The sequence below is a fragment of the Klebsiella sp. 141161 genome (assembly GCF_050600815.1).
GTDB lineage: Bacteria > Pseudomonadota > Gammaproteobacteria > Enterobacterales > Enterobacteriaceae > Klebsiella > Klebsiella aerogenes.
Genome location: NZ_JAQIRN010000011.1, coordinates 56,049 through 78,227 on the forward strand (window position 1 = coordinate 56,049; position 22,179 = coordinate 78,227).

General features: G+C 56.2%; 23 protein-coding genes. 12 read left to right on the forward strand and 11 right to left on the reverse strand.

The window, feature by feature from the left end:
• Positions 1-263: 263 nt before the first annotated feature.
• The 5 genes from rhaB (at position 264) to rhaM (ending at position 5,384) form a co-directional block, all read left to right on the forward strand.
• The gene (gene rhaB / locus PGR79_RS22300) at positions 264-1,730 is read left to right on the forward strand and encodes a rhamnulokinase (protein WP_113374893.1); all 1,467 of its coding nucleotides are present in this window, start codon (positions 264-266) and stop codon (positions 1,728-1,730) included.
• Positions 1,727-2,986, forward strand: a complete 1,260-nt coding sequence (rhaA, locus tag PGR79_RS22305) for an L-rhamnose isomerase (RefSeq protein ID WP_113374892.1) — start codon at positions 1,727-1,729, stop codon at positions 2,984-2,986. Before rhaB ends, rhaA begins: the two co-directional genes overlap by 4 nt.
• 82 nt (positions 2,987-3,068) lie before the next feature.
• The gene (gene rhaD, locus PGR79_RS22310) at positions 3,069-3,893 is read left to right on the forward strand and encodes a rhamnulose-1-phosphate aldolase (protein WP_113374891.1); all 825 of its coding nucleotides are present in this window, start codon (positions 3,069-3,071) and stop codon (positions 3,891-3,893) included.
• Positions 3,894-3,924: 31 nt separating this feature from the next.
• A complete protein-coding gene (gene fucO, locus PGR79_RS22315) occupies positions 3,925-5,073 on the forward strand; it encodes a lactaldehyde reductase (RefSeq protein WP_430922531.1) in 1,149 nt (382 codons plus the stop codon).
• Complete coding sequence (gene rhaM / locus PGR79_RS22320; RefSeq protein WP_047066317.1) at positions 5,070-5,384, forward strand: L-rhamnose mutarotase; 315 nt, start codon at positions 5,070-5,072, stop codon at positions 5,382-5,384. Before fucO ends, rhaM begins: the two co-directional genes overlap by 4 nt.
• Before the next feature lie 45 nt (positions 5,385-5,429).
• On the opposite strand, the gene PGR79_RS22325 is transcribed toward rhaM, so the two are convergent.
• From PGR79_RS22325 to PGR79_RS22345, 5 genes are all read right to left on the reverse strand, one after another.
• On the reverse strand, positions 5,430-6,701 hold the full coding sequence (locus PGR79_RS22325; RefSeq protein WP_113374890.1) for an MFS transporter: 1,272 nt from the start codon (positions 6,699-6,701) through the stop codon (positions 5,430-5,432).
• Positions 6,698-7,189 carry a YhcH/YjgK/YiaL family protein gene (locus tag PGR79_RS22330; RefSeq protein WP_047041910.1) on the reverse strand — a complete coding sequence of 164 codons (492 nt, stop codon included), beginning with the start codon at positions 7,187-7,189 and terminating at the stop codon, positions 6,698-6,700. Before PGR79_RS22330 ends, PGR79_RS22325 begins: the two co-directional genes overlap by 4 nt.
• Before the next feature lie 13 nt (positions 7,190-7,202).
• On the reverse strand, positions 7,203-8,126 hold the full coding sequence (locus tag PGR79_RS22335; RefSeq protein ID WP_032712972.1) for a dihydrodipicolinate synthase family protein: 924 nt from the start codon (positions 8,124-8,126) through the stop codon (positions 7,203-7,205).
• Between the two features lie 15 nt (positions 8,127-8,141).
• A complete protein-coding gene (locus tag PGR79_RS22340; RefSeq protein ID WP_113374889.1) occupies positions 8,142-9,353 on the reverse strand; it encodes a PfkB family carbohydrate kinase in 1,212 nt (403 codons plus the stop codon).
• 200 nt (positions 9,354-9,553) lie between these two features.
• On the reverse strand, positions 9,554-10,102 hold the full coding sequence (locus PGR79_RS22345; RefSeq protein WP_087858746.1) for a helix-turn-helix domain-containing protein: 549 nt from the start codon (positions 10,100-10,102) through the stop codon (positions 9,554-9,556).
• A gap of 100 nt (positions 10,103-10,202) precedes the next feature.
• Here PGR79_RS22345 and PGR79_RS22350 point away from each other — a divergent pair, with 100 nt between their 5' ends.
• Positions 10,203-10,862 (forward strand): AzlC family ABC transporter permease, encoded by a 660-nt coding sequence (locus tag PGR79_RS22350; RefSeq protein WP_213317848.1) that lies wholly within the window; start codon positions 10,203-10,205, stop codon positions 10,860-10,862.
• Entirely contained in the window at positions 10,862-11,185 is a 324-nt protein-coding gene (locus PGR79_RS22355) for an AzlD domain-containing protein (RefSeq protein ID WP_045378791.1), read from the forward strand. The genes PGR79_RS22350 and PGR79_RS22355 overlap by 1 nt, the downstream gene beginning before the upstream one ends.
• Before the next feature lie 44 nt (positions 11,186-11,229).
• On the opposite strand, the gene PGR79_RS22360 is transcribed toward PGR79_RS22355, so the two are convergent.
• Entirely contained in the window at positions 11,230-11,442 is a 213-nt protein-coding gene (locus tag PGR79_RS22360) for a YdgH/BhsA/McbA-like domain containing protein (RefSeq protein WP_015368957.1), read from the reverse strand.
• A 128-nt stretch (positions 11,443-11,570) separates the two neighbouring features.
• The gene (gene fdhD, locus PGR79_RS22365) at positions 11,571-12,407 is read right to left on the reverse strand and encodes a formate dehydrogenase accessory sulfurtransferase FdhD (protein WP_045395330.1); all 837 of its coding nucleotides are present in this window, start codon (positions 12,405-12,407) and stop codon (positions 11,571-11,573) included.
• A gap of 157 nt (positions 12,408-12,564) precedes the next feature.
• Here fdhD and fdnG point away from each other — a divergent pair, with 157 nt between their 5' ends.
• The 5 genes from fdnG (at position 12,565) to PGR79_RS22390 (ending at position 19,255) form a co-directional block, all read left to right on the forward strand.
• Positions 12,565-15,615 (forward strand): formate dehydrogenase-N subunit alpha, encoded by a 3,051-nt coding sequence (gene fdnG, locus PGR79_RS22370; protein ID WP_113374888.1) that lies wholly within the window; start codon positions 12,565-12,567, stop codon positions 15,613-15,615.
• Positions 15,616-15,627: 12 nt separating this feature from the next.
• Complete coding sequence (fdxH, locus tag PGR79_RS22375) at positions 15,628-16,530, forward strand: formate dehydrogenase subunit beta (RefSeq protein ID WP_015368961.1); 903 nt, start codon at positions 15,628-15,630, stop codon at positions 16,528-16,530.
• A complete protein-coding gene (fdoI, locus tag PGR79_RS22380; RefSeq protein WP_015368962.1) occupies positions 16,527-17,153 on the forward strand; it encodes a formate dehydrogenase cytochrome b556 subunit in 627 nt (208 codons plus the stop codon). The genes fdxH and fdoI overlap by 4 nt, the downstream gene beginning before the upstream one ends.
• Before the next feature lie 5 nt (positions 17,154-17,158).
• Positions 17,159-18,088, forward strand: a complete 930-nt coding sequence (fdhE, locus tag PGR79_RS22385) for a formate dehydrogenase accessory protein FdhE (RefSeq protein ID WP_430922535.1) — start codon at positions 17,159-17,161, stop codon at positions 18,086-18,088.
• 249 nt (positions 18,089-18,337) lie between these two features.
• Positions 18,338-19,255 (forward strand): alpha/beta hydrolase, encoded by a 918-nt coding sequence (locus PGR79_RS22390; RefSeq protein WP_213794901.1) that lies wholly within the window; start codon positions 18,338-18,340, stop codon positions 19,253-19,255.
• Positions 19,256-19,271: 16 nt separating this feature from the next.
• Here the strand turns inward: PGR79_RS22390 and fabY are convergent, their stop codons facing one another.
• Genes fabY through yihX form a run of 4 tightly spaced genes read right to left on the reverse strand, consistent with a single transcriptional unit; the run spans position 19,272 to position 22,145 of the window.
• Positions 19,272-20,213 carry a fatty acid biosynthesis protein FabY gene (fabY, locus tag PGR79_RS22395; protein ID WP_015368966.1) on the reverse strand — a complete coding sequence of 314 codons (942 nt, stop codon included), beginning with the start codon at positions 20,211-20,213 and terminating at the stop codon, positions 19,272-19,274.
• A gap of 44 nt (positions 20,214-20,257) precedes the next feature.
• Positions 20,258-20,695 carry a D-aminoacyl-tRNA deacylase gene (dtd, locus tag PGR79_RS22400; RefSeq protein WP_015368967.1) on the reverse strand — a complete coding sequence of 146 codons (438 nt, stop codon included), beginning with the start codon at positions 20,693-20,695 and terminating at the stop codon, positions 20,258-20,260.
• A complete protein-coding gene (locus PGR79_RS22405) occupies positions 20,692-21,552 on the reverse strand; it encodes a virulence factor BrkB family protein (protein ID WP_015368968.1) in 861 nt (286 codons plus the stop codon). Before PGR79_RS22405 ends, dtd begins: the two co-directional genes overlap by 4 nt.
• Positions 21,546-22,145, reverse strand: coding sequence for a glucose-1-phosphatase (gene yihX / locus PGR79_RS22410; protein ID WP_015368969.1), 600 nt, complete (start codon positions 22,143-22,145; stop codon positions 21,546-21,548). The genes PGR79_RS22405 and yihX overlap by 7 nt, the downstream gene beginning before the upstream one ends.
• Positions 22,146-22,179: the final 34 nt, after the last annotated feature.

Below are 22,179 nucleotides of genomic sequence, written 5' to 3' on the forward strand. Positions count from 1 at the left end.
AATTAAGGGCCGGCAATCCGGCCTTCAATTTTTGACCGCGAACCGCGTAAAACCTGCCGTTTTTTCAAGAACCAGCCGGAAATTTCCGGAACTGCGGCCAACATCACACCGCACCTCGCGCCGCCCATAAAACGAAACTGTGACGCTTCTCACGGTCACCTTTGCTGTGTTGCCAGCCGCCCGCTTTCGCTGTCAGTAGCGAGAAGGTGACGCAGAGACGCCTTTTTTAGACTGCCTGTAATGATTTTAAGAAGGGTCGTGCCATGAGTATTCGTCATTGTGTCGCCGTTGATTTAGGCGCATCCAGCGGTCGGGTCATGCTTGCGAATTATGACACCGCGACGCGCGCGCTGACGCTGCGTGAAGTTCACCGTTTCACCAACCGCCTCCTGAAAGTGGGCGGCTACGATTGCTGGGATATCGATAGCCTGGAAGCGGAAATTCGCCGTGGGCTGGTGAAAGTGTGCGAACAGGGGATCCTGATCGACAGTATCGGCATCGACACCTGGGGCGTTGATTTCGTCTTGCTGGATAAGCACGGCCAGCGCGTCGGCCTGCCGGTTTCCTATCGCGATAGCCGCACTCACGGCCTGATGGCGCAGGCAATCGAACACCTCGGCCGCGCCAATATCTACTGCCGCAGCGGCATCCAATTTCTGCCGTTCAACACCCTTTATCAGCTGCGGGCGCTGGTCAGCCAGCAGCCGACGCTGGTGGAACAGGTCGCCCATGCGCTGCTGATCCCGGACTACTTCAGCTACCGCCTGACCGGCGCGATGAACTGGGAATACACCAACGCCACCACCACGCAACTGGTTAATATCAATAGCGATAACTGGGATGACGAGCTGCTCCGCTGGAGCGGCGCGCAGCCGGACTGGTTCGGTACGCCGACGCATCCGGGCAATGTTATCGGCCACTGGATCTGCCCGCAGGGTAACCGCATCCCGGTGGTCGCCGTCGCCAGCCACGATACGGCCAGCGCCGTGATCGCCTCGCCGCTGGCGGATAAAAATGCCGCCTATCTCTCATCAGGCACCTGGTCGCTGATGGGCTTTGAAAGTAAAACGCCTTACACCAGCCAGCAAGCACTGAAGGCGAATATCACTAATGAAGGCGGCGCTGAGGGACGCTATCGGGTACTGAAAAACATCATGGGCCTATGGCTGCTGCAGCGGGTACTGCAAGAGCAGAACATTAGCGATCTGCAGGCGCTGATTGTCGACACGGCGATGCTGCCAGCCTGCCGTTACCTGATTGATTGCAATAACGATCGCTTTATTAACCCGGCCAATATGAGTGCCGAAATTCAGGCCGCCTGCGCGGAGACCGCCCAGCCGATTCCGGTCACTCCCGCCGAACTGGCGCGCTGCATTTTTGACAGCCTGGCGCTGCTGTATGCCCGGGTATTGGGCGAGCTTGCAGCACTCCGCGGCCACCCTTTTAGCCAGTTACATATCGTCGGCGGCGGCTGCCAGAACGCGTTGCTTAACCAACTGTGCGCCGATGCCTGCGGCCTGCCGGCGGTGGCGGGCCCCATTGAAGCCTCCACGCTTGGCAATATCGGCATCCAGCTGATGACGCTGGATGAACTGCACAACGTCGATGAATTCCGTCAGGTGGTACGCGACAACGCGTCGCTCACCACGTTCACCCCACATTCAGATAGCGAAATTGCCCGCTTCGTCGCGCAATTTCAGCCACAACCTACAAAGGAGCTTTGCGCATGACCACTCAACTTGAACAAGCCTGGGAAATTGCTAAGCAGCGCTATGCCGCCATCGGCGTAGATGCCGAGGAAGCTCTGCGTCAGCTGGACCGTCTGCCGGTGTCAATGCACTGCTGGCAGGGCGATGACGTGGCGGGCTTTGAAAACCCGGAAGGCAACTTAACCGGCGGCATTCAGGCCACCGGCAACTATCCCGGCAAAGCGCGCAATGCCCAGGAGCTACGCGCCGACCTCGAACAGGCGCTAAGCCTGATACCGGGGCCGAAGCGCCTTAATCTGCACGCGATTTATCTTGAGTCCGCCACGCCGGTCGCGCGTAATGAAATCAAGCCGGAACACTTTAAGCACTGGGTGGAATGGGCGAAACGCCACCAGTTGGGGCTCGATTTTAACCCTTCCTGCTTCTCGCATCCGCTAAGCGCCGACGGCTTTACGCTGTCGCACGCCAACCCGGAGATTCGTCAGTTCTGGATCGATCACTGTAAAGCCAGCCGCCGCATCTCCGCTTATTTCGGCGAACAACTTGGGACGCCATCGGTAATGAATATCTGGGTGCCGGACGGCATGAAAGATATTACCGTCGATCGCTTCGCCCCGCGCCAGCGGCTGCTGAACGCGCTGGATGAGGTCATCAGCGAAAAGCTCGATCCGGCGCACCATATCGACGCCGTTGAGAGCAAGCTGTTCGGTATCGGCGCTGAAAGCTATACCGTGGGCTCCAATGAATTCTACATGGGCTACGCCGCCAGTCGTCAAACCGCGTTGTGCCTGGATGCCGGCCACTTCCATCCGACGGAAGTCATCTCCGACAAAATCTCCGCCGCCATGCTCTATATCCCACGCCTGCTGCTGCACGTCAGCCGCCCGGTACGCTGGGACAGCGATCACGTGGTGCTGCTGGATGACGAAACCCAGGCCATCGCCAGCGAAATTATCCGCCACAACCTGTTCGACCGCGTGCATATCGGCCTCGACTTCTTTGATGCCTCCATTAACCGCATCGCGGCGTGGGTAATCGGCACCCGCAACATGAAAAAAGCCCTGCTGCGCGCGCTGCTCGAGCCGACGGCGCTGCTGCGCCAGCTGGAAAACGACGGTGATTACACCGCCCGTCTGGCGCTGCTCGAAGAGCAGAAATCTCTGCCGTGGCAGGCCATCTGGGAGATGTACTGCCAGCGTCACGATACGCCGGCAGGCAGCCAGTGGCTGGAAAACGTGCGGACCTATGAAAAAGACGTGCTGAGCCAGCGCGGCTAATGCCTGACTTTCCCCGGATTGCGCCGTACAGGGTTTATCCGGGGAATCACACCTATTACGAATCAACAGGAAAGACAAGACTATGCACAACATCATCAATTCATGGTTCGTTCAGGGCATGATCAAAGCCACCTCCGACGCCTGGCTTAAAGGCTGGGACGAGCGTAACGGCGGTAATTTGACGCTGCGCCTGGATGAAGCGGATATCGCGCCATTCAAAGCCGATTTTCACGCTCAGCCGCGCTATATCGCCTTAAGCCAGCCGATGCCGGAACTGGCTAATCAGCCGTTTATCGTTACCGGTTCCGGTAAATTCTTCCGTAATGTGCAGCTCGATCCCGCCGCCAATCTCGGAGTGGTGAAAATAGACAACGACGGCGCGGGCTACTTCATTCTGTGGGGGTTAACGGAAGAAGCCGTGCCGACGTCGGAACTGCCGGCGCATTTCCTGTCGCACTGCGAGCGCATCAAAGCCACCGGCGGCAAAGATCGCGTGATCATGCACTGCCATGCCACCAACCTGATCGCCCTGACCTACGTGCTGGAGAACAACAGCGATCTGTTCACCCGCAAGCTTTGGGAAGGCAGCACCGAATGCCTGGTGGTGTTCCCGGACGGCGTCGGCATTCTGCCGTGGATGGTGCCGGGCACCGACGAGATTGGCCAGGCGACCGCCGGTGAAATGCAGAAACACTCTCTGGTGCTGTGGCCATTCCACGGCGTCTTCGGCAGCGGACCGACGCTGGATGAGACTTTCGGCCTAATCGATACCGCCGAGAAATCCGCCGAGGTGCTGGTGAAAGTCTATTCGATGGGCGGCATGAAACAGACGATTAGCCGCGAAGAATTGATTGCGTTAGGCCAACGCTTTGGCGTCACGCCGCTGGCCAGCGCGCTGGCGCTCTAAGAAAGCGAGTCGCTTTGTAAGGAGAATAATCATGAGCTTTATGTTGGCACTGCCGAAAATCAGCCTGCATGGCGCGGGCGCGATCGGCGATATGGTGAGCCTGGTGGCGGACAAGCAGTGGGGAAAAGCGCTGATTGTCACCGACGGCCATCTGGTGGAAATGGGCCTGCTCGATAGCCTGTTTCAGGCGCTGGAAGCGCATCAACTGTCTTATCATCTGTTCGATAACGTCTTTCCGAACCCAACCGAAGCGCTGGTTCAGCAAGGTATCGCCGCATTCCGTGCGGCGCAGTGCGACTATATTATCGCCTTCGGCGGCGGCAGCCCGATCGATACCGCTAAGGCGGTGAAAATTCTCAGCGCTAACCCGGCGCCATCGACCGCCTATTCCGGCGTGGGCAAAGTGAAGAATGCCGGCGTGCCGCTGGTGGCAATAAACACCACCGCCGGAACCGCCGCTGAAATGACCAGCAACGCGGTGATTATTGATAGCGAACGTCAGGTGAAAGAGGTCATCATCGACCCAAACATCATCCCGGATATTGCCGTCGACGACGCCAGCGTGATGCTCGATATTCCGCCGTCGGTTACCGCCGCGACCGGTATGGATGCGTTAACCCACGCTATTGAGGCGTTTGTCTCCGTCGGCGCCCATCCGCTGACCGACGCCAACGCGCTGGAAGCGATTCGCTTAATTCACCAGTGGCTGCCGCTGGCCGTTGATGACGGGCACAATCTGCAGGCCCGCGAGCAGATGGCATACGGTCAGTATCTGGCAGGAATGGCGTTCAACAGCGCAGGTCTTGGTCTGGTACACGCGCTGGCGCACCAGCCGGGCGCGACCCACAATCTGCCGCACGGCGTTTGTAATGCCATCCTGCTGCCGATCATCGAAAACTTTAACCGCCCGAACGCGGTAGCGCGTTTTGCCCGCATCGCCCAGGCGGTGGGCGTCGATACGGGCGGCATGAGCGACGAAACCGCCAGCATGGCGGCGATTAATGCGATTCGCGCGTTGAGCAAACGAGTCGGTATTCCTGAAGGCTTTAGCCAGCTTGGCGTCAGTAAGGCCGACATCGAAGGCTGGCTGGATAAAGCGCTGGCCGACCCCTGCGCGCCGTGTAACCCGCGCAGCGCCAGCCGCGACGAGGTGCGCGAGTTATACCTGGAGGCGTTATGATCCGCAAAGCCTTCGTGATGCAGGTTAATCCCGACGCCCACGAGGAGTATCAGCGCCGTCATAATCCCATCTGGCCTGAACTGGAAGCCACGCTGAAAGCGCATGGCGCGCACCACTATGCAATCTACCTCGACAAACAGCGCCATCTGCTATTCGCCACGGTGGAAATTGAATCGGAGGCCCGCTGGAACGCGGTGGCGGAAACAGAGGTCTGCCAACGCTGGTGGCGGTATATGCGCGAGGTGATGCCGACGAATCCGGATAACAGCCCGCTAAGCGCTGAACTGAGTGAAGTGTTTTACCTTGCGTAATAAAGAAAACGCCTGAGCAATCAGGCGTTTTTGCTACCAGAGGGATTAGGCATTTTTGCGCACAAAGAAACCGTAGCAGCAGGCGCCCATAAACAGCAGTATCCCACCGAGAATAAATACGTTGGTAAAGTGCCCGGTAGCATCAAGAATAATGCCGGTGATAATCGGCGCCAGCGCCGCGCCGAGAAAGCCGCCAAAGTTCTGGATAGCACCCAATGAGGCGACCTGTTCTTTCGGCGCCATATCGGTCGCTAACGTCCAGATCACGCCGGAAGGCATTTGTGAACAGAAGTAGCCCAGCGTCAGCAGGGCGATCGCAACGCCGCTATTATCAACAAACGGAATCGGCATCACGAAACAGGCCGCCAGCGCGGCACCCGCCACAATCGGCACTTTACGCGCGGTAACGGCGTTCATCCCTTTACGCACCAGTCTGTCAGAAAGCATCCCGCCACACAGCACGCCGATAATACCGGCAAAGAAAGGTATCGAGGCGATAAAACCGGTCTGCTTGAGGCTAAAGCCCAGCGAGGTTTCCAGATATCCCGGCAGCCATGTCAGATAAACCCAAATGGTAAACATGATGCAGAAGTTACCGGCAATCATGAACCAGGTGGTTTTCCGGCGAAACAGTTCTCCCCAGCTGACCTTCGGCTGCTCACCTTCGGGACGTATGACTTTCCCGGTATGTATCAGCATCGCCTCGCGCGCGTCCGGGTCGCGATAAAACTTAAGCCACGCCAGCAACAATGGCAGTCCGAGCAGGCCGACAACCATGAACATGCCGCGCCAGCCGATCCATAACAGCAAAATAGTCAGCACCGGAGGCGCTATCGCATTGGCGATTTGCGAACCGGTATTGATAATTGACGTTGGCAAACCGCGTTCTTTCTCCGCAAACCAGCTCTGGGTGATCTTGATACCGGAAGTGAAGAACGGTGACTCCGCCACGCCCAGCAGCATGCGCAAACCATAGAAGAAGCTATAGGTGTTCACGAAGCCCATTAAGAACGTCACCGCTGACCATAACCCCAGCGCGCCGCTGAACATTTTCTTCGCGCCAAAGCGGTCTACCAGCCAGCCGGCGGGTAAATTCGCCAGCGCATAGGGCCAGAGAAACGCTGACAATAACAGCCCCATTTCAGTACCAGAGAAGCCAAACTCCCTGGCGATGGTGGTGTTCGCGATACTCAGGTTGGCGCGATCGAGGTAATTGACCACCGCGGCCAGCAGCAGGATTAAAATAATGCCCCAACGTCGACGCGAGAGTTTCGGCGCCGCAATCGCTTCAGCCGCCGTTTGATTTAGCGAACTCATAAACCCTCCTCCAGCAAGGCGCGATCGATTTTCATCACCGCTTTACGGATATGTTGCCGCTCGCCATCGCGCGGATGGCAGCAGGGGCGATGGATATCCTGGGGAAAGAAAATGGCGAACATGCCGGGTTTCAGGGTTATCTGCGTCTCCTCTTCTTCAACCTGCCAGAACAAGATGTCCTGCTGCGGCGTCCGATCCTCGGTAACGCAATGACTGCCGCTTTCAGCGCGGCTGACACCCATCCGCTCCTCGCCGGAAATCAGATACTGAATATCAATGAACTGCTTGTGCGACTCCGGCCGCGCCTGCGCGAAAGGCACGCTCTCCATCTCCTGTAGCAGGCAGAAAAGTTTCCCCGGGATCAGGTCGATTTTCCCCGGCGCGAAGCGCTGGAAATCCTGGCTGGCGATAAACGCCAGCGCCTGGCGGATCGCCGGATGAAACGCGGCCTGTTGCGCAGACCACGCCTGCAGACTCGATACGATCATAACGATCCCTCCCTTAGCCGGCGATCCGCTGCTGCCACAGTTCAGTCCCGGCGCGGATCTGGTCGAGGATCACCGTCAGCCCCCAGAATTTGCTCAGCACATCGTCTTTATTAACCCGGCAGGCATCGCTGTCGAAGGTCCCCAGCCGTTGATGGTAAATTTTGGCGTTTTTCGGGTAGCCCAGCGTTTCGGTTACCGCACCCAGCGACAGAAATATCGCCAGTTCATCGGCCAGCGCCCGCTGATTTTTGCCTTCCCGCCACAGCCAGCCGTACAGTTCGGGATGGAAGTTGGTGAACACGCCGCTGAAACCTTCGGCGCCCGCCAGCATCGCCGGCCAGGCAATCGCGGCATTGGCGTTAATGACCTTCAGCGGGGTTCCCTGCGCCAGACGCACGCGGCGCTCAACGGTTGGCAGATCGCAGCTCACATCTTTCAGCACCACGAAACGACCACTGTTGGCGCACCAGGCGAACTCGTCGTCGCTAAGCAGGCGGCGATACGGCGCCGGGCACTCGTACAGCCCCAGCGGCATGGAAGAAGGCAAAGCCGCTAACAGCGATTGCAGGGTAGCGAAAAAGACTTCACTGCCCTCATTACGCGGATCGAGATGATTAGTGACCAGCACCAGCGCATCAATGCCGGTCTGCGCCATTGCCAGCAACTCCTCTTTTTGCGCCGCCAGATCATCGCTGATATGGCCCGAGGCAATGACTGGAATGCGTCCCGCCACGCGTTGCACCACGAAACGCGCCAGCTCGACACGCTCCTGTAGGCTGAGATATTGCATTTCGCTGGACTGGCAGACGGCAAAAAGCGCATCCACGCCCTTTGCCAGATACCAATCAATCAGCTTCGCCAGCGCCGGATAATCAATCTGGTCGTCAGCGGTAAAAGGGGTCAGCATGACGGGTACAACACCGTTAATCGTTTTCATCTTATTTTTCCTGGATTAGAGGGTACGGAGTCGGGCACTTGCCTGCGCAAAGTCAGGCATGTTGGAAGCCCCCTCCAGCTCGACGGCCAGAGAGGCGAAAGCAGAGGCCCAGGTCGCGGCCTGAACCAGGGTGTTGCCGGCAGCCAGCGAGGCGGCGAGCGCGCCATTAAACGCATCGCCAGCGCCGGTGGTATCGACGGTGACCGCCGGAAAGGCGCGAATTTGGCTAAACTGGAGATTATCCAGCAGCAGCGCTCCGCGCGACCCCATGGTAATCAGAACTTTCTTTACACCTAATTCAGCGATGCGCAGCGCGGCTTCTTTGGCAGTATCAACATCGTGAATGTCGATACCGGATAATAATGAAGCCTCGGTTTCATTCGGTGTAATCACATCGATATAAGGGATGCTTTTGATTATTTCCGCCGAGTATGGCGCCGGATTGAGAATGACTGTCTTACCGAGTTCCCTGGCGATTTTTATTAGCGAATGGGTGGCGTCAAAATTATTCTCAAGCTGAACAAGTAAAACGTCGGAGGCGGACAACTCTGGAATAATCGCCTCAATCTCATTATGCGTTATTGTAGTATTGGCGCCAGAGTAAATAGCAATCATATTTTCGCCATTTTCCTGCGAAACATAAATAATGGCATTGCCGGTAGGTTCGCTCTCAGATTGATAAAGCGTATAGGAGTGTATTTCTGAACGAGTGAGATGATCGGCCGCCAGGTGGCTAAACTGATCCTTGCCCACCTTAGCGACAAAATGGACCTGCGCGCCGGCTTTACTGGCCGCTGTCGCCTGATTCGCCCCCTTGCCACCGGGCCCAAGGCTGCTGGCGAGCGCCAGTAGCGATTCTCCGCCGCGCGGAAAACGCTCCACTCGGGCCACGATATCCACATTAAATGAGCCGAATACACACACTTTGCCGTTCATCGATTTTCCTTTCTGCTGACCGCTCGCCGTAGGTTTCCGATGGTTAATCGGCTGCAGCAGCACGCCGAAACTATCACCGGTTTCAGAAATAAGTTCAGCCTTTAAATTGTGCCGGGAAATAATCGCTCCGCCATAACAACGTTGCACCAACCCCATTTCTGCAAGAATATTTAAATCACTGCGAATGGTTTCTTTTGAAACACTAAAATAAGCAGCAAAATAATTAACAAAACCACGCTCATGATCGTTTAAATATTTCAGGATATGCTTTCTACGTTCTTCTAAAAACATAATAGGCCCCAATGTCACGAATTAAGTATACGAACCCCTTCCGGAAGGAAGAGTGACATCAATCCCATGTTTTCAGGCAAAACGGAAGGAAACAAAAATGGAAAAACAATGAAGAAATTGAGTGAATAAATAATTCACTCAATCATTAATGGGAAATGAAATAATCTTCTGCGCATCAGAATAAAATGCGCAGATTATGACTAATTTTGCTCTGCCACCAGCAGCGCCTGGGTATCCGGCTCCAGCGCCTGAAAGAGGTGTTCCCGATCGGCCGGGTAGCAGATGTAATCCCCTTCCCCCAGCTCTTCCGGCGCTTCGGTAAGACCAACGCGCGCGCGCCCCTGAGTGATAATAATATGTTCGACCGACCCGGGCGGGTGCGGGTGCGAGATCCGATCGGCGCCGGGCTGCGTCAACAGCAGATAGATGTCGCGACGCGCGCCGGGGGGACAAGCCGCCAGCAAAATGGCCTGATAGTTGGCCTGCTCAGCAACCACTTTAGTGCCTTCGCCGCGGCGAATCACCTGGGTCTGGTTGGCCTGCGGCTCCAGTAAGCGGGCGAAGGGAATGTCCAGCGCCACGCACAGCGCCCACAATGTTTCCAGGCTAGGGTTGCCATTGCCGGACTCCAGCTGTGACAGGGTCGATTTGGCTATCCCGGCGCGGCGCGCCACCTCCGCCAGTGAGAGCCCGGTGCGCGAACGCTCGCGCGCCAGGCTTTTAGCAATTACGCTGATGGGCTGTGTCATACACCGCTCCTCGTATTTTATATCGAACGAATCGTTCGTCTTGAAAAACCATTCTGTTGCGTTCATTATAATGGAAATTCGTTCGATATGGCTAAAGCGTATGCGTTACAAATTTTCCTGTCTCAGTGGAGACACCATTAAAGCAATCATTCTGGTATGCCTGGCGGTCGGCGTGGTTGGCATGTCTTACGGTTCATTAGCGATGGCCTACGGTTTTCCGCTGTGGGTGCCGTTTGTCCTTTCCATTACGGTGCTGGCCGGTGCCTCTGAGTTTATGTTTATCGGTATTGTCGCCAGCGGCGGTAACCCGCTCGCCGCGGCGGCGGCAGGTTTACTGGTGAACGCCCGCCACGTTCCTTTTGGCGTCACCGTGCGCGATCTGGTCGGCGCCCGCGCCGCCAGCCTGCTCGGCTGCCACATCATGAATGATGAGAGCGTGGTGTTCGGCCTGTCGCAGAAAACCCAGGAGCAACGTAAAGCCGCCTACTGGCTCTGCGGGCTAGGCGTGGCGCTCATCTGGCCGCTCGGTACCCTGCTGGGTGCCGGCGTCGGTAAATTATTACCCGCTCCAGAAACCATCGGCCTGGATGCGGTATTCCCGGCTATTCTGCTGGCGCTGGTGGTACCGGCTTTTAAAAAACGTACCACACTGATTCGTGCCTGCAGCGGCGCGGTTATTTCGCTTGCCGCCGTGCCCTTCGCGCCGGTTGGATTACCGGTTCTGCTCTCATTGTTTGGCTTACTGGCGAGGAAAAAATAATGGCTAATATGACGCTGTTTATCGCCGGGATCGCGATTCTGTCGATCGGCACATACCTGATGCGTTTGGGCGGGGCAAAGCTCGGCAGCCGTTTAGCGTTTTCCGAGCGCTCACAGGCGCTGCTTTCTGATGCCGCGACGGTGTTGCTGTTTTCCGTGGCGCTGGCAACCACCTTTTATGAAGGCGAGCATTTTTCCGGCATGGCGCGGGTACTTGGCGTCGGTTTTGCCGTGTTCCTTGCCTGGCGCAAGATGCCGCTTATCGTGGTGATTATCGCCGCGGCGGTGGTGACGGCGTTGCTACGCCTGGCGGGTATAAACTAAAAAAGCGCCCTGAGGCGCTCTTTCGACGGTAGTTACTTGCTAACTTATTTGTTCAGTTCAGCGGTCATATGCACGCGATTACCGTTAAACGCTTCGGTAATGGTGTAAGAAGACGCGCCGGCAGCCTGCGCCTGAGCGGCGATTTTCGCTTCCGCGGCGTCCATAGTGGAAGCGGTGGCGGTCACGGATTGTGCAGCGAAAGAACCGAAAGAAGCGGCCAGAGCGATAACAGCGACAAAAGTTTTGATGCTTTTCATGATATAAACCCTTTAATTTAGTTGTTTGGATAAGGCGCCGTGCCTTGATGTGATAAATAATAATCTTCACATCCCGTAACTAAAAGCGGAAGGATTTGCTGTCATCTTTCAAAAAAACTGACCAACATTTAACCGGCAATGAGGCGCTGCGGATGAGTATAAATCGTCGCTCTGCCTGGCCTGCAGAACCCCACCAGCGTCAGATTACAACGCTCGGCGACTTCAACCGCCAGCGTCGTCGCCGCAGAGACGGCAAACAGGATTTCCACCCCGCACATCGCGGCCTTCTGTACCATCTCATAACTGGCGCGGCTGGAGACTAAGGCCGCGCCCTGCTGCCAGCCCTCTCCTTCTTCACTACGACGCCCCAGCAGTTTATCCAGCGCAACGTGACGGCCTACATCTTCATGCCCGCCCGCCAGTTCACCGTCAGGGCGCACCCACGCGGCGGCGTGCGTACAGCCGGTCAGGCGGCCGATAGGCTGAACCTCATTTAACTGTTTGAGCGCGCGATCGAGATGAGAGAGCGCAAAGGTCTGGCTAAAGGGCAGCGGCTCGACGGGCTTACCAATATCATTTAGCTGCTCGACGCCACATACCCCACAACCGGTACGCCCGGCGAGCGCCCGGCGGCGCTCTTTCAGCCCCATAAACCGGCGGCTGGAGAGTTCTATTTGCACTTCAACCCCGTTACAGGCCTGTACCACGTCCATCCCGTAGATCTCTTGTCGGCTTTGTATAATCCCTTCAGATAGGGAAAAACCGACGGCGAAATGTTCCAGGTCACGTGGCGTCGCCATCATGACGACGTGCGAGATGCCGTTATAGACCAGAGCGACGGGTACCTCTTCTGCTACCTCGTCTGGCTGAGGATGTTGTAAATCCTCACGTTTCCAGAGGGTAATCTGGCGATAACCTGTGACATCTGTCACATTTTTGATTTGTTCAGGAAGGTTCTTATTCACTTTCATTTAACCGTATTGGAACAGGCATACACACAATGTGGTATTCTGTTTTTATATCCCTCCAGGACCGAGGGAAATTAACTCAATTCTGAACCTTTGCGGCCTTCACCGCAAAGTAAATAACTACATGTGACAATGTCGAAACAAGGAGCGAACCATGCAGGTCAGCAGAAGGCAGTTCTTTAAGATCTGCGCTGGCGGTATGGCAGGCACGACGGCAGCAGCGCTGGGCTTTGCCCCGGCTACTGCGCTCGCGGAAACCCGGCAGTACAAACTGCTGCGTACTCGCGAAACCCGCAACACCTGTACGTACTGTTCCGTTGGCTGCGGGCTATTGATGTATAGCCTCGGCGACGGTGCGAAAAACGCCAAAGCATCCATTTTCCATATCGAAGGCGATCCGGATCATCCGGTAAACCGTGGTGCGCTCTGCCCGAAAGGGGCCGGTCTGGTGGACTTTATCCATTCTGAAAGCCGCCTGAAATTCCCGGAATATCGCGCGCCAGGTTCTGATAAATGGCAGCAAATCAGCTGGGACGAAGCGTTCGATCGCATCGCGAAGCTGATGAAAGAAGACCGTGACGCCAACTTTATCGCCCAAAACAGCGCCGGCACCACCGTTAACCGTTGGCTGACCACCGGTATGCTGTGCGCCTCCGCTTCCAGTAACGAAACCGGCTATTTAACGCAAAAATTCACCCGCGCCCTCGGGATGCTGGCGGTGGATAACCAGGCGCGTGTCTGACACGGACCAACGGTAGCAAGTCTTGCTCCAACATTTGGTCGCGGTGCGATGACCAACCACTGGGTTGATATTAAAAACGCCAACCTGATCGTGGTGATGGGCGGTAACGCCGCAGAAGCGCATCCGGTGGGATTCCGCTGGGCGATGGAAGCCAAAATTCATAACGGCGCCAAGCTCATCGTTATCGATCCGCGCTTTACGCGTACGGCGTCGGTGGCTGATTTCTACACCCCGATTCGTTCCGGTACCGACATAACCTTCCTGTCGGGCGTCATCCTGTACCTGCTGAATAACGAAAAATTCAACCGTGAATACACCGAAGCCTATACCAACGCCAGCCTGATCGTGCGTGAGGACTACAGCTTTGATGATGGTCTGTTCAGCGGCTACGATGCCGAAAAACGCCAGTATGACAAAACCAGCTGGAACTATGAGCTGGATGAAAACGGCTTCGCCAAACGCGATACCACGCTACAGCATCCACGCTGCGTCTGGAATCTGCTAAAACAGCACGTTTCCCGCTATACGCCGGATGTGGTCGAAAACATCTGTGGTACGCCGAAGGCCGATTTCCTTAAAGTTTGCGAATATATTGCAGAAACCAGCGCGCACGATAAAACCGCGTCGTTCCTGTATGCTCTCGGCTGGACCCAGCACTCCATCGGCGCGCAGAACATTCGCACCATGGCGATGATCCAGCTGCTGCTTGGCAACATGGGGATGGCAGGCGGCGGCGTCAATGCCCTGCGCGGTCACTCCAATATCCAGGGTCTGACTGACCTCGGCCTGCTCTCAACCAGCCTGCCGGGATACATGTCGCTGCCTAATGAAAAACAGGCCGACCTGCAGACCTACCTGAGCGCCAACACGCCGAAACCGCTGTTGAAAGATCAGGTGAACTACTGGGGCAACTATCCGAAGTTCTTCGTCTCCATGATGAAAGCCTTCTTCGGCGATAAAGCTACGGCAGAAAATAGCTGGGGCTTTGACTGGTTGCCGAAGTGGGATAAGAGCTACGACGTGCTGCAGTATTTCGAGATGATGAATCAGGGCAAAGTGAATGGCTACATTTGCCAGGGCTTTAACCCGGTCGCCTCGTTCCCGAACAAAAACAAGGTAGTAGCTTCCCTGTCGAAGCTGAAGTTCCTTGTGACCATCGATCCGCTCAACACCGAAACGTCCACCTTCTGGCAAAACCACGGTGAGTCCAACGATGTTGATCCGGCGAAAATCCAGACCGAAGTGTTCCGTCTGCCGTCCACCTGCTTCGCCGAAGAAAACGGTTCTATCGTGAACTCCGGCCGCTGGCTGCAGTGGCACTGGAAAGGCGCGGACGCCCCGGGGATAGCCGTGACCGATGGCGAAATCCTCGCTGGTATCTTCTCGCGTCTGCGTAAGATGTATGCCGAAGAAGGCGGTCCAACGCCGGAGCCGGTGCTCAACATGACGTGGAACTACTCCACGCCGCACGAGCCGGCATCGGAAGAAGTGGCGATGGAAAGCAACGGTAAAGCGCTGGCGGATATTACCGATCCGGCAACCGGCGCGGTAATCGTTAAGAAAGGGCAGCAATTGAGCTCCTTCGCACAGCTACGCGACGACGGCACGACTTCCAGCGGCTGCTGGATCTTCGCCGGTAGCTGGACGCCGGAAGGCAACCAGATGGCGCGCCGCGATAACGCCGACCCGTCAGGCCTCGGCAATACGCTGGGCTGGGCTTGGGCATGGCCGCTAAACCGCCGCATTCTGTATAACCGCGCCTCCGCGGACCCGCAGGGTAAACCGTGGGATCCGAAGCGTCAGTTGCTGAAATGGGACGGCGCGAAATGGGGTGGTGTGGATATTCCGGATTACAGCGCCGCCGCCCCTGGCAGCGACGTCGGTCCGTTTATCATGCAGCCTGAAGGGATGGGGCGTCTGTTCGCTATTGATAAGATGGCTGAGGGGCCGTTCCCGGAACACTACGAACCGTTTGAAACGCCGCTGGGGACTAACCCGCTGCATCCAAACGTGGTCTCTAACCCGGCCGCTCGCGTCTTTAAAGGCGATCTCGAGCAGATGGGCAAGGCCGAGCAGTTCCCGTACGTCGGCACCACTTACCGCCTGACCGAACACTTCCACTACTGGACCAAACACGCGCTGCTTAACGCCATCGCGCAGCCGGAACAGTTTGTGGAGATCGGCGAAAAACTGGCGAATAAGCTCGGCATCGGCCATGGCGATACCGTGAAAGTCTCCTCTAACCGCGGCTATATCAAAGCCAAGGCGGTAGTGACCAAGCGTATTCGTACGCTGCAGGTTCACGGTAAAGAGGTGGATACCATCGGTATTCCTATTCACTGGGGCTACGAAGGCGTGGCGAAAAAAGGCTTTATCGCCAATACGCTGACGCCGTTTGTCGGCGACGCCAACACGCAGACGCCGGAGTTTAAAGCCTTCCTCGTGAACGTGGAAAAGGTGTAACGGAGACGACTTATGGCTTATCAATCGCAAGATATTATTCGTCGTTCCGCGACTAACGGTTTCACTCCCGCGCCTCAGGCGCGGGACCACCAGCAGGAAGTGGCGAAGCTTATCGACGTTACCACCTGTATCGGCTGTAAAGCCTGCCAGGTGGCCTGTTCCGAATGGAACGATCTCCGTGACGAAGTGGGTAACAACGTTGGGGTGTATGACAACCCGGCGGACCTGACCGCCAAGTCATGGACGGTCATGCGCTTCTCGGAAGTGGAACAAAACGACAAGCTGGAATGGCTTATTCGTAAAGATGGCTGCATGCACTGCGCTGACCCGGGCTGCCTGAAGGCCTGTCCGTCAGAAGGCGCAATCATTCAGTACGCTAACGGCATCGTCGACTTCCAGTCTGAGCAGTGTATCGGCTGCGGCTACTGCATCGCAGGTTGCCCGTTCGATGTACCGCGTCTGAACCCGGAAGACAACCGTGTCTACAAATGTACGCTGTGCGTGGACCGCGTGACCGTCGGCCAGGAGCCGGCGTGCGTGAAAACCTGCCCAACCGGCGCTATCCACTTTGGTTCGAAAGAGGATATGAAAACGCTGGCCGGCGAGCGCGTCGCAGAGCTGAAAACCCGCGGTTACGACAAGGCGGGCCTGTACGATCCGGCTGGCGTCGGCGGCACCCACGTGATGTACGTGCTGCACCATGCCGATAAACCGAATCTGTACCACGGTCTGCCAGAGAATCCGGAAATCAGCCAAACGGTGAAATTCTGGAAAGGTATCTGGAAACCGCTGGCGGCGGTCGGCTTTGCTGCGACCTTCGCAGCCAGCATCTTCCACTACGTCGGCGTCGGTCCGAACCGCGCAGATGAGGAAGAAGACAACCTGCATGAAGAGAAAGACGAGGTGCGCAAATGAGAAAACGTGACACCATCGTGCGCTACACGGCGCCGGAACGCATCAACCACTGGATAACCGCCTTCTGCTTTATTCTGGCGGCGGTAAGCGGGTTAGGCTTTTTCTTCCCGTCGTTTAACTGGCTGATGCATATTCTCGGTACGCCGCAGCTGGCGCGTATTCTCCACCCGTTCGTCGGGGTGGTGATGTTCGCGTCGTTTATCATCATGTTTTTCCGTTACTGGCACCATAACCTAATCAATCGGGATGATATCTTTTGGGCGAAGAATATTCGTAAGATCGTCGTCAACGAGGAGGTAGGCGATACCGGGCGTTATAACTTCGGCCAGAAATGCGTATTCTGGGCGGCAATTATTTTCCTGGTGCTGCTGCTGGTGAGCGGTGTGATCATCTGGCGTCCGTACTTTGCGCCTGCATTCTCAATCCCGGTGATCCGATTCGCGCTGATGCTGCATTCTTTTGCCGCAGTCGCGTTAATTGTGGTTATCATGGTGCATATCTACGCCGCCCTCTGGGTGAAAGGCACCATTACCGCGATGGTGGAAGGCTGGGTTACCAAAACGTGGGCGAAGAAACATCACCCGCGCTGGTACCGTGAAGTCCGCCAGAAACAGGAAAAATAGACTGCATGAGTATTCGCATAATCCCGCAAGACGAGCTGGGTTCGAGCGAGAAACGCACGGCGGAAGCAATTCCGCCGCTACTGTTCCCCAGACTGAAGAATCTTTATAACCGCCGCGCAGAGCGCCTGCGCGAGCTGGCCGCCAACAACCCGCTGGGCGATTACCTGCGCTTTGCCGCGCTGATCGCTCATGCGCAGGAAGTGGTGCTGTACGACCATCCGTTGCAGATGGATCTGACTGCCCGCATTAAAGAGGCCAACGATCAGGGCAAGCCGCCGCTGGATATTCACGTATTACCGCGTGATAAACACTGGCACAAGCTACTGCATTCACTGATCGCCGAGCTGAAACCTGAGATGAGCGGCCCGGCGCTGTCGGTTATCGAGAACCTGGAAAAAGCCTCCGGGCCGGAACTGGAAGAGATGGCCAGCGCGCTGTTTGTTTCCGATTTCGCCTCGGTCAGCAGCGACAAAGCGCCGTTTATCTGGGCCGCGCTGTCGCTGTACTGGGCGCAAATGGCCAGCCTGATCCCGGGGAAAGCGCGCGCCGAATACGGCGAGCATCGCCAGTTCTGCCCGGTTTGCGGCTCGATGCCGGTCTCCAGCATCGTGCAAATCGGCACCACTCAGGGGCTGCGCTATCTGCACTGCAACTTGTGTGAAACCGAATGGCATGTGGTACGCGTAAAATGCAGCAACTGCGAACAGAGCCGCGACCTGCACTACTGGTCGCTGGATAACGAGCAGGCGGCGGTGAAAGCCGAAAGCTGCGGCGACTGCGGGAGCTACCTGAAGATTATGTATCAGGAGAAAGACCCGAAAGTCGAAGCCGTTGCCGACGATTTAGCCTCGCTGGTACTCGATGCTCGCATGGAACAGGAAGGCTTCGCCAGAAGCTCAATTAACCCGTTCATGTTCCCCGGCGAAGGGGAGTAAGTTCTGCGCACCTATAACGGGCGACTCAGGTCGCTCGTTATCATTCATACGGCGTGACCACGCCGGAAATGCTCTCCTTATCCCGATCCTGCTTCTCCAGCTATTGTTCAACAGAAGAAGCAGATCTTTGCTGAGAAATACGCTTTTGCGAGCCGCTTTCCAGAAAGCGATCGCGGCTTTATTCGGTATATCTTTTTCGCAAAAACCAGGCTATAACACTGGATATTAATCCAGTAAAAGGGACTTGCCATGACGTTGGAAAAAGGTATTGCTTCGCTGGTTGAGGAGTTTATTGCTGCGGGGCGGCCATCAGCACGAGAACAGAGTATTGATGACCGGAGAAACGGCTATCTCGCCAGCGCCGTTCTCGCAGGGGAAACTGAAACGCGTGTGCAGGTTGAAGACATCACGCTCGATGGCATAACCTTTCGCGTCGTCTCGCCGCCAAAAAGCAACGGCTTGCTACCCACCATTGTGTATTACCACGGCGGCTGTTTTGTGAGCGGCGGCTTTGCCACCCATGACAACCAATTGCGCCAGCTTGCCTGGTTCAGTGGATGCCGGGTGATCGCCGTGCAATACCGCCTCGCCCCGGAGTCCCCTTTTCCGGCGGCGCACGATGATGCGGAACGAGGCGCCAACATTGTCCATCGGTATGCGCAGCGGCTTGGCGTTGACGCCGCTCGCATCACGCTGGCCGGCGACAGCGCCGGCGGCCACCTCGCCCTGGTCACGGCTCTGCGCCTGAAAGCAGCGGGAGTATGGCAACCTGCGCAGCTTATCCTGATTTACCCTATGCTCGACGCTACCGCCAGCATGGCAAGCTACGCCTGCAACGGCGAGGATTACATCATTACCCGGGATACGCTGCTTAGCGGCTACGAGATGTATTTAGCGGCCACACCCGCCACCCATCCGGAAGCCAGTCCGCTGTGGCGCGAAGATTTTAACGGGCTGCCGCCGGTTCATATCCTGACGGCCGAATTTGATCCTTTGCGCGATGAGGGAGAAGCGCTGTACCGGCGGTTAATAGCACAGGGAATAGAAAGCACCTGCCAGCGCTATCTGGGCGTCATACACGGTTTCTTTCAGTTAGGCGGGATAAGCCTCGCGGCAAGGCAGGCGATGCGCGATATTGCCTGGCATACGCGAACGCCAGGCCAATAATAATGCCGGAGGCGGGTTACTCTTCCTCGTTCCCGCCCTCTTCATACGAACCGAACGGCTTCGCGGGCAGTACGATATAGGTTCCCTCAAAAACGGCGCCCAGCTTATCGTTACCGAACAGTTCGACCTGAAGCTGCACGCGAGCCTTACGCCCGCGCGCCAGGCGATCGAGATCGCCGCTTAGCGAGCCCAAATCGGCCACGGCATTCGGCCTCCCGCTGATCGGCTTGCTGTAACGGATATGCGCATCCGCAAGGATAATCGTGCCGCCAAGGTGCCTCTCGCGCAGCATTAACCAGATTAGCCCCCAGCCGGTTAAGGTAGCGAGCGAAAACAGGCTGCCGGCAAATAACGTATGGTGCGGATTCTGGTTCCCCGCTTCGGGCATGGTGGTGATAAATTTTTGCCCGGTGTACTGCTGGATGCGCACTCCCATCTTTTCGCTCAGCGGAATGTGCTGATACCAGGCCTGCTGCAGCTGGCCGCACCAGTCGCCGCGGTGCAGGATATCGTCCAACGAAGCAATGGGTTTAATCATCAAGAAGTGGCGAATCGGCGTGGTTGTCGGCGTGGTGATTTCACCCTGGTTCACAAAGCCCAGCTTAGAGAAGAACTCCATCGCGTCTTCACGGGCGCTACAGGTCACCCGCTTCACCCCTTCCTGACGGGCGACTGACTCAAGAGTCATCGCCATAAGGGTGCCTAAACCTTTATCCTGAACGGAAGGATGTACGGCCATAAAGCGGATCGAGGCTTCATTCTCCGCATTAATATACAGCCGGCCGACGGCAACCAGGTTGCCTTCTTCATCGACGACCATCTGATGATGCGCCATGGCATCCCAGGCGTCGCGTTCCGATCCTTTAGGCTGATGCAGCGGCTTACGCAGCATCTCCCAGCGGAATTGATAATAGCTTTCTAACTCTTCTTCTGTTTGCGGTACACGAAGGTGATACATAGCTGTACTCTCTTTTGTTACCCGCAGCCTGCCCGGAAGCTGACTCATACCTGCAACCAAAAGGTCACGGGACCATCGTTTACCAGCGAGACCTGCATATCCGCAGCGAATCTCCCGGTCTGAGTATTCATTTCTTGTTGGCGGCAGCGCTCAACAAAATATTCATACAGCGCTTCCGCTCTGTCCGGCGCCGCGCCTTTGGAAAAACTCGGGCGCATGCCGCGCTCGGTATCGGCCGCCAGCGTAAATTGCGAAACCACCAGCACGCTGCCGCCCGCCTGCTGGACATTAAGATTCATTTTGCCTTCGGCGTCGCTGAAAATGCGATAGCCGAGCACCCGTTCACACAGACGGTTGGCCTTCTGTTCGTCATCGTCTTTCTCGACCCCCAGCAGCACCAGCAGCCCCGGCCCGATTTCACCCGTCACTTCACCCTCCACGGTAACGCTTGCACGGGATACGCGTTGAATTAATGCAATCATGGTTGTTCTGTTTCTTCTTTTTTGAGTTTGCGGTATTCACCGAGAGTGACAGTTATTTCAGCGCCAAGCAAGACGATACACCAGGTCCAGTAAACCCAGACAAACAAAATGGGTACTACCGCAATCACGCCATAAATCAGCTGGTATGACGGAAACATGGTGATATATAAAGCAAAAGCCTTTTTACCGGCTTCAAAAAGCAGTGCCGCCACCAGCGAGCCAATCACCGCATCGCGATTGCGCACCTGGGTGGTGGGCACGATGCTATAAAGCATCCAGAACGCCGCCCACGATAAAATTAGCGGGAATATACGTAGTACATCATCAATGACACTATTGAGATCGCTGGCCCAACGTAGTGAGAGAAGATAGGAACTGATTGCCAGACTGGCGCCAGCCAACAGCGGCCCGAGAGTCAGGATCATCCAGTAGACCGCAAATGAATAGATCTTTGGTCGCGTCCGACTGCTGCGCCAGATGGTATTCAACGCGCTATCAATCGAGTACATCAGCAGTAATGAGGTGACGATTAACCCAAAGGCGCCGACGGCCGTCATCCTGCTGGAGTTCGCCACAAACTGTTCGATATATCCCTGAATGACATCGCCGGTCGCCGGAATGAAGTTGGCAAAGATAAAATGGCGGATCTGCACGCTGACGTCGGAGAACATCGGAAAGGCGGCAAACAGGGCAAAAACCACGGCGATCAGCGGTACCAGCGCAAGTAAAGACACGTAGGCAAGATTCCCCGCCAACGTCGTCATGTTGTCTTCTTCAATTCGCCGCCACAGCAGCTTAAGCCAGGCCACCAGCGGCCTGGTATGGTATTTGGTTTTTTGATGAACGCTTTTTAGCATAGCTGCTTCGCAAAGTAGTTGGGGATGGTCTCCTTATCCGTGACCAGAATACTGGTGATCCCCAACTGGTTAGCCCCAGCTATATTATCGGCGTTATCGTCAAAAAAGACCGCGTCTTGCGGCGAAAATCCTTCCGCCTGCAGCACGCTTTGGTAGATACGCGTTTCGGGTTTGCGCATCCCCATCTCTTGCGAAAGATACACATGATCTGCGGCAGCACGCACTTGTGGATATTCGCTTGGCCAGAAAGTGGTATGTAATCGGTTGGTGTTCGAGAGTACGACCACGCGGTGCCCCTGGTCGCGAAGTTTTTGCATGATGTCGGTGACTTCTGGACGCAAGGCGACAAAAACGGCCTGCCAGCCGTGGGCGAACTGTTCATAGCTCAGCGGCATGTTCATTTCGTGGCACATCGCGGCGGCAAACTCTTCATCGCTGATCTCCCCGCGTTCATGCTGGTGGAAGGCATCGCCCATGACAAAGTCTTGCTTTAGCGTCGCCAGCGGAATGCGGGTCAAATCACTCCACGTTCCGAGCACCCGGTTGAAGTCAATGTCGACAATCACATTACCTAAATCAAAGATATAGAGCATTTTTGTCTCCTTCCGCGCCGTTGAAGATTAACTG

Coding starts and splice junctions, on each gene's coding strand:
- PGR79_RS22405 (WP_015368968.1), bottom strand. CDS start 21,552: ATGCTAAAAAGCGTTCATCAAAAAACCAAATACCATACCAGGCCGCTG.
- fdoI (WP_015368962.1), top strand. CDS start 16,527: ATGAGAAAACGTGACACCATCGTGCGCTACACGGCGCCGGAACGCATC.
- PGR79_RS22325 (WP_113374890.1), bottom strand. CDS start 6,701: ATGAGTTCGCTAAATCAAACGGCGGCTGAAGCGATTGCGGCGCCGAAA.
- PGR79_RS22330 (WP_047041910.1), bottom strand. CDS start 7,189: ATGATCGTATCGAGTCTGCAGGCGTGGTCTGCGCAACAGGCCGCGTTT.
- rhaB (WP_113374893.1), top strand. CDS start 264: ATGAGTATTCGTCATTGTGTCGCCGTTGATTTAGGCGCATCCAGCGGT.
- rhaD (WP_113374891.1), top strand. CDS start 3,069: ATGCACAACATCATCAATTCATGGTTCGTTCAGGGCATGATCAAAGCC.
- PGR79_RS22335 (WP_032712972.1), bottom strand. CDS start 8,126: ATGAAAACGATTAACGGTGTTGTACCCGTCATGCTGACCCCTTTTACC.
- PGR79_RS22360 (WP_015368957.1), bottom strand. CDS start 11,442: ATGAAAAGCATCAAAACTTTTGTCGCTGTTATCGCTCTGGCCGCTTCT.
- PGR79_RS22345 (WP_087858746.1), bottom strand. CDS start 10,102: ATGACACAGCCCATCAGCGTAATTGCTAAAAGCCTGGCGCGCGAGCGT.
- dtd (WP_015368967.1), bottom strand. CDS start 20,695: ATGATTGCATTAATTCAACGCGTATCCCGTGCAAGCGTTACCGTGGAG.
- PGR79_RS22390 (WP_213794901.1), top strand. CDS start 18,338: ATGACGTTGGAAAAAGGTATTGCTTCGCTGGTTGAGGAGTTTATTGCT.
- yihX (WP_015368969.1), bottom strand. CDS start 22,145: ATGCTCTATATCTTTGATTTAGGTAATGTGATTGTCGACATTGACTTC.
- PGR79_RS22355 (WP_045378791.1), top strand. CDS start 10,862: ATGGCTAATATGACGCTGTTTATCGCCGGGATCGCGATTCTGTCGATC.
- rhaM (WP_047066317.1), top strand. CDS start 5,070: ATGATCCGCAAAGCCTTCGTGATGCAGGTTAATCCCGACGCCCACGAG.
- PGR79_RS22350 (WP_213317848.1), top strand. CDS start 10,203: ATGCGTTACAAATTTTCCTGTCTCAGTGGAGACACCATTAAAGCAATC.
- fdxH (WP_015368961.1), top strand. CDS start 15,628: ATGGCTTATCAATCGCAAGATATTATTCGTCGTTCCGCGACTAACGGT.
- PGR79_RS22340 (WP_113374889.1), bottom strand. CDS start 9,353: ATGTTTTTAGAAGAACGTAGAAAGCATATCCTGAAATATTTAAACGAT.
- fabY (WP_015368966.1), bottom strand. CDS start 20,213: ATGTATCACCTTCGTGTACCGCAAACAGAAGAAGAGTTAGAAAGCTAT.
- rhaA (WP_113374892.1), top strand. CDS start 1,727: ATGACCACTCAACTTGAACAAGCCTGGGAAATTGCTAAGCAGCGCTAT.
- fdhE (WP_430922535.1), top strand. CDS start 17,159: ATGAGTATTCGCATAATCCCGCAAGACGAGCTGGGTTCGAGCGAGAAA.
- fucO (WP_430922531.1), top strand. CDS start 3,925: ATGAGCTTTATGTTGGCACTGCCGAAAATCAGCCTGCATGGCGCGGGC.